The 6,259-nt window shown below is 63.1% G+C and carries 6 protein-coding genes; 5 read left to right on the forward strand and 1 reads right to left on the reverse strand.

The window, feature by feature from the left end; genetic code table 11:
• Window positions 1-97: 97 nt before the first annotated feature.
• Window positions 98-607 carry a hypothetical protein gene (locus tag OJJ21_RS12645; RefSeq protein ID WP_297686759.1) on the reverse strand — a complete coding sequence of 170 codons (510 nt, stop codon included), beginning with the start codon at window positions 605-607 and terminating at the stop codon, window positions 98-100.
• Between the two features lie 217 nt (window positions 608-824).
• Here OJJ21_RS12645 and OJJ21_RS12650 point away from each other — a divergent pair, with 217 nt between their 5' ends.
• The 5 genes from OJJ21_RS12650 to OJJ21_RS12670 all read left to right on the forward strand — a co-directional run.
• Window positions 825-1,517 (forward strand): SRPBCC family protein, encoded by a 693-nt coding sequence (locus OJJ21_RS12650; RefSeq protein ID WP_297686761.1) that lies wholly within the window; start codon window positions 825-827, stop codon window positions 1,515-1,517.
• 37 nt (window positions 1,518-1,554) lie between these two features.
• Window positions 1,555-1,875 carry a quaternary ammonium compound efflux SMR transporter SugE gene (gene sugE / locus OJJ21_RS12655; protein WP_297686763.1) on the forward strand — a complete coding sequence of 107 codons (321 nt, stop codon included), beginning with the start codon at window positions 1,555-1,557 and terminating at the stop codon, window positions 1,873-1,875.
• Between the two features lie 76 nt (window positions 1,876-1,951).
• Window positions 1,952-2,422 (forward strand): VOC family protein, encoded by a 471-nt coding sequence (locus tag OJJ21_RS12660; protein WP_297686765.1) that lies wholly within the window; start codon window positions 1,952-1,954, stop codon window positions 2,420-2,422.
• A gap of 277 nt (window positions 2,423-2,699) precedes the next feature.
• On the forward strand, window positions 2,700-3,158 hold the full coding sequence (locus OJJ21_RS12665) for a hypothetical protein (RefSeq protein ID WP_297686767.1): 459 nt from the start codon (window positions 2,700-2,702) through the stop codon (window positions 3,156-3,158).
• Between the two features lie 101 nt (window positions 3,159-3,259).
• Window positions 3,260-6,259 (forward strand): DEAD/DEAH box helicase (locus OJJ21_RS12670; protein ID WP_297686769.1); only part of this gene is annotated, 3,000 nt, incomplete at its 3' end.

Below are 6,259 nucleotides of genomic sequence, written 5' to 3' on the forward strand. Positions count from 1 at the left end.
CGTGCCGCTGACGGCACTGTGAATAACCCGGTTACACAGTTCGTTTGACAGACTCTCGTCGTCTGGGTCCTGTTTCGTGCCCGTTGTTTCGTGGGCGCTATTCAAGCCTTATCGAACACTGATCCAGATTTCCCATGTTGCAACCAGGGCCAGTAGGGCTGATGCCATCCGTGTTTGTTACCCAAGGAGTATTCGTCATTCCGCCAGGAGTCTGGATAATAGTACGATTGTACGATGTTCGTCGAACATATCCCCCTCTCAAGGCTCGCATTGAGACATATGTCATGCAAGTCGGAACCGTGCCCGGGCCAGGCGGTGGTATTGTTGGAGGAGGGTCTCCAAAGCCGCCTTGGGTTGTATTGCCGCTTGAGGTGCTTTCTACGTAGGCAATCCCGCGCTCGGCGTAGAACTCGACCAGATCGGTAATGGGCGTGGTTTCAGTGAACTCGACAGTCTTTCCGTCGCGCTCGATTTCTCCTCGCATCACGATCACCCCGGAAATCGCTTTCGTGTCATGTTTCGAGGTCGATGACGAAAGCGTTTGCGCATTTGTTGTGAATGGAATGACAGCAAGGGAAATCAATATAAGCATCAACGTCGTCTTCATGATGTAGATTTCCTTTATCCATTTTGGATTGTCCTGAGACGAGCCTACATTAACAAGTATTCGTGCATTGCGAAAATAAAATCATGTTTGAATAAATGATGATCAGGATACCCGCCGATGAACCGAATCAATGGGAGTCAAGAGAGTGCTTGACGTGACTGCTTCGGTCTGCCACAAGGGCGCATCGCCGCGTGCTGTCCGGGCAAGGATCCGATCGATGAAAGCCATGCTCCTGCTGTGTGCCCTTGGCGGCCTCATGGCATGCAATGCGCGAGCCGAGGTCAGCGAGGCAGCCAGTGATCATTTCCTGATTGGATTCTCGGCCCGCGTCGAGGCACCGCCGGCCAAGGTCTATGTCGCCCTGGGCGAGGTTGCGCGCTGGTGGAGTGCCGAGCACACCTGGTCGGGTACGGCGGCCAATCTCAGCCTCAAGGCCGAGGCGGGTGGCTGCTTCTGCGAACGCTGGGCCGCTGGCAGTGCCGAACACGGTCGCGTCGTCATGGCCTTGAAGAATGAACTGCTGCGCCTGGATGCCGCGCTCGGCCCGCTGCAGGAACGCGCCGTCAACGGCGTGCTGAGCTTCAGCCTGCAGCCGATGGATGACGGGGCCACCCGCCTCGATGTCGATTACCGGGTCAATGCATCGAGTGGCAGCGGCCTCGAGCAGATTGCGCCCGCGGTCGACAACGTGCTCGCCATGCAGATCGATCGGCTGCTGCGTTACATCGACACCGGCAGCGCCGACGAAACACCCGCAGCAGAGGCCGCGGAGGCCGCGGAACCGCCCAGTCGCCGTGCCGCGCGCGCCGAACTGATCGAGGAATGGTCACGCCAGGCCGCCGCTGCACGCGCGGCCAAGGGCAATGAAAAACCGCGTTCGGGCAAGCCGGCAGTACCGCCGAAGCCGTGAAGTCGCCGTCGACACCCGCACAGCGACGAGGAGTGCAATGGACTGGTTCATCCTGATTGTGGCGGGATTGTTTGAAATCGGCTGGGCCATCGGCTTGAAATACACCGAGGGCTTCACCCGCTTGTGGCCATCGGTCGGCACCGTGCTGGCGATGGCGATCAGTCTTGGCCTGCTGGGAATCGCCATGAAGTCGCTGCCGCTGGGCACCGCCTATGCGGTGTGGGTCGGTGTCGGCGCCGTCGGCACGGCGCTGCTTGGCATCGTCCTCTTTGGCGAAGCGGCCAACGTCGGGCGGCTGCTCAGCCTGGCCCTGATCCTGGGCGGCATCATCGGCTTGAAATTGTCTTCGCAGGCTTGAGCCTTGCGCGTCGGCACGGCCGGCGCTCTGCCGCGGCAGGTTGTACGATGCGCACGAGTCCACTGGAGGTTCACGCATGAGCAACGTGAAACACATTCCCGACGGCTATCACACCGTCACTGCCTACCTGACCGTTGACGATGCTGCCAGGGCCATCGAATTCTATGTGCAGGCCTTTGCCGCCACCGAGCTATACCGCTTGCCGATGGGCGAGAGCATCGGTCACGCGGAAATCATGATCGGCGATAGCCACATCATGCTCTCCGACGAATACGCCGGGATGAACATCCTCGGGCCCAAAGCGCGCGGCGGCCCGACAGCGGCCTTCATGATCTATGTCGAGGATGTCGACGCTGCGTTTGCCAAGGCGATCGCAGCCGGGGCCAGGCCGGATCGCGCGGTCGAGAACCAGTTCTGGGGCGACCGAATGGGCTCGGTGATTGATCCGTTCGGCCACAAGTGGTCGCTGGCGACGCATGTCGAGGATGTCGCGCCCGAGGAAATGCAGAAACGCATGGCTGCCTGGAGCGCGGCGCAAGGAGGCTGAGCGATCGTGCCTGCGCGTTGACGGGCAAACGGTCCGATGATGCGGATTTCCATGGGCCTTGGGCCGATCCGCGCGCTGCGTGCGAGCACGCCCCGCGGCGCAGCATGGGTTCGTCCCCCGGCGGGGAGCTGCGCAATGGCAAAGGAAAGGAAACCAATCCGCCATGAACTCACGGCTACATCACAATTCATGTCCGGCTTGCTGATATCGTGGGTAGCCGTCGCTCCTGGACAGCCTGCCCCGACCGCCGAGCCTGACCCACCTGGGAGATCCCGTCATGACCCCACGTTTCGTTGCGCTGTCGGGCCTGCGTGCCCGCTGGATATCCGGGTTCGGTTTGCTCGCCTGGACTTCGCTCGCCATCGCGGGTACGCCGAATTCAATGAACGTCGTCAACAACGGCATGAGCTCGTGGACGATCGATGGACAAACCAATCCCCCGTTGACCCTGTTGCGCGGCCAGACCTATGAATTTGTCATGCAGAGCGTCAGCGCCGTGCACCCGTTCAACATCAACACGACCAATTCGACGGGGTCAGCCAATCTTTACAACGATGGCGTCACCAACAACGGCGCAAGCGGCACGCAGACCTTGACCTTTGTCGTGCCAGGCAATGCCCCGGACAGCCTGCACTACAACTGTGGCAACCATGCCGCCATGAACGGGCCAATCACGATAGTGACCGACCTGGTTTTTGCGGATGGATTCGATCCGCTTGCGGCCGGCGCGCCCTAGCGATGTGCCGCCATCGCGGCACCCGCCTGGACGGCCCCGGTCTCATGCCTTGAGATGCGCCTGGGTGTAGGCTTCCTGTCCGTTGCCGTATCCGTGTGCCGATGTCCGCCAGCCCCATCCTCGATTCGTTCCATCCGGCTGTCGCAGCCTGGTTTGCGCGCACGTTCGATGCGCCGACGCCGGCGCAGACGGATGCCTGGCCGGCAATTCGCGAGGGCCGGCATACCCTGATCGCCGCACCGACCGGCTCGGGCAAGACCCTGGCCGCGTTTCTCGCCGCGATTGACGGGCTGGTTCGCGAGGGTCTTGATTTTGGCTTGGCCGAAGGGACCACGGTGGTCTATGTTTCGCCCTTGAAAGCGCTGTCCAACGACATCGCCATCAACCTCGAAGCACCGCTGGTCGGCATCCGCGCCGAGCTTGAGCGGCGCGGCCACATCAACATCGATATCCGCACCGGCGTGCGTACGGGTGACACGCCGGCGGCTGATCGCCAGCGCATGCTGAAATCGCCGCCGCATATCCTGGTGACGACGCCTGAGTCGCTCTATGTCCTGCTCGGTTCCGCATCGGGGCGGCTGATGCTGGCCGGCACGCGCACGGTCATCGTCGATGAAATCCACGCGATTGCCGATGACAAGCGCGGCGTTCATCTGGCCCTGACCCTTGAACGCCTTGAGGCGCTCTGCCAGCGGCGCCTGGTCCGCATCGGCTTGTCGGCGACGCAAAAGCCGATCGAGGAGGTCGCGCGCTTTCTCGTTGGTGCCAGCCATGTCGATGCCGAGGGCAGGCCGGAATGCGCCATCATCGATTCCGGTCATGTGCGCGCGCGCGACCTGGCCATCGAGATGCCACCCGTGCCGCTCGAAGCGGTGATGTCGAATGAGGTCTGGGAAAGCGTCTACAACCGCCTGGCCGAACTTGTCGAGGCGCATCGCACGACCCTGGTCTTCGTCAACACGCGGCGCATGGCCGAGCGTGCGGCGCGTCATCTTGGCGAGCGCCTTGGCAAGGAGCAGGTCGCCGCGCACCACGGCAGCCTCGCCAGGGAGTTGCGCCTGGATGCCGAGCAACGGCTCAAGCGCGGTGAGCTCAAGGTGCTGGTGGCGACCGCCTCGCTGGAACTCGGCATCGATATCGGCGATGTCGACCTGGTCTGCCAGCTTGGCTCGCCGCATGCGATTGCGGCTTTCCTGCAGCGCGTCGGGCGCTCCGGACATGCCGTTGGCGCGACGCCGAAAGGCAGGCTGTTTCCGCAATCGCGCGATGACCTGGTCGAATGCGCGGCCCTGCTGGATTGCATCCGCCGCGGCGAACTCGATGCGCTGAAGATACCGCTGGCACCGATCGATGTGCTGGCCCAGCAGATTGTCGCCGAAGTCGCCTGCGGCGAATGGGACGAGGCGGCGCTGTACGACTGGCTGCGCCGCGCCTGGCCGTATCGCCATCTCGCGCGCAAGGATTTCGATGCCGTCGTGCGCATGCTTGCCGATGGATTCACGACGCGGCGCGGCTCACGCTCCGGCTATCTGCATCGCGATGCCGTGCATGGCAAGGTCAAGGCTCGACGCAATGCGCGGCTGACCGCGCTGACCTCGGGCGGCACGATTCCCGATACCGCCGACTATGCGGTCGTGGTCGAGCCCGAGGCGATCACGGTCGGCAGCGTGCACGAGGATTTCGCCGTCGAAAGCATGGCTGGCGACATCTTCCAGCTTGGCAACACCAGTTACCGGATCCTGCGCATCGAGCGCAGCACGGTGCGGGTCGAGAATGCGCACGGCTTGCCACCGAGCATTCCGTTCTGGATTGCCGAGGCACCCGGACGCAGCGACGAGCTGTCGATTGGCGTGTCGCGACTGCGCAGTGAGATCGAGGCGCGGCTCGCTGGCGAGCCCGCACCACCGCACAGCACCGCGCACGGATCCACTACTGTAGGAAGCGGCTTCAGCCGCGATGCATCTGCTTTATCTTCCCCGCAAGAAGAATTTGAAGCATCGCGGCTGAAGCCGCTTCCTACGAAAATCCAAGGCGGCATCGCTGCGGCATGTCGCTGGCTGGTCGAAGAGGTGGGCATCGACGCGGTCGCCGCGCAGCAGCTGGTCGACTATCTGGCGCGGGCACGCAATGCGCTGGGCGTGCTGCCGACGCGCACGCAGATCGTCATGGAACGATTCTTCGACGAATCCGGCGGCACGCAGTTGATCGTGCACTCGCCATTCGGCAGCCGCATCAACAAGGCCTGGGGCCTGGCTCTGCGCAAACGCTTTTGCCGCGCCTTCAATTTTGAATTGCAGGCGGCGGCGACCGAGGATGCCATCATCCTGTCGCTGTCGACCAGCCACAGCTTTCCGCTGATCGAGGTATCGCGTTACCTGCATTCGGCGACGGCGCAGGACATCCTCGTCCAGGCCCTGCTCGATGCGCCGCTGTTTGGCGTGCGCTGGCGCTGGGCGGCGACCACGGCGCTGGCCCTGCCGCGCTTTGCCGGCGGCCAGAAGGTGGCAGCGCAACTGCAGCGCATGAAATCCGAGGATCTGCTCGCCACGGTGTTTCCGGATCAGGTTGCCTGTCTCGAAAACATCGTCGGCGAGCGGCAGATTCCCGATCACCCCCTGGTCGCGCAGACGCTCAACGATTGCCTGCACGAGGCGATGGATGTCGATGGCTGGCTCGATGTGCTGCGCGGTCTTGAGAGCGGCAGCATCGGCATCCTCGCGCGCGATCTGCCCGAGCCTTCGCCGCTTGCCGCGGAAATCCTCGGCGCGCGGCCGTATGCCTTCCTCGATGATGCGCCGTTGGAGGAACGCCGCACCCAGGCCGTGCAGATGCGCCGCTGGAGCGAACCCGAATCGAAGGATGATCTCGGCGCACTCGATCTTTCGGCGATTGAAGCCGTGCGTGAGGAGGCCTGGCCGGACCCGCGCGATGCCGAGGAGATGCACGAAACGCTGCTCGGCATTGGCCTGGTCAGCGCGGAGGAAGTGGCCTGCCAGCCGCAATGGGCGGATTGGTTGGCACGGCTTGCCGCACAGCGGCGCGCCACCCGATTCACTGTAGGAAGCGGCTTCAGCCGCGATGCTTCTGCTTTGGAGGAAACA

Origin of the sequence: Ferrovibrio sp. (assembly GCF_025869515.1) — a bacterium.
GTDB lineage: Bacteria > Pseudomonadota > Alphaproteobacteria > Ferrovibrionales > Ferrovibrionaceae > Ferrovibrio.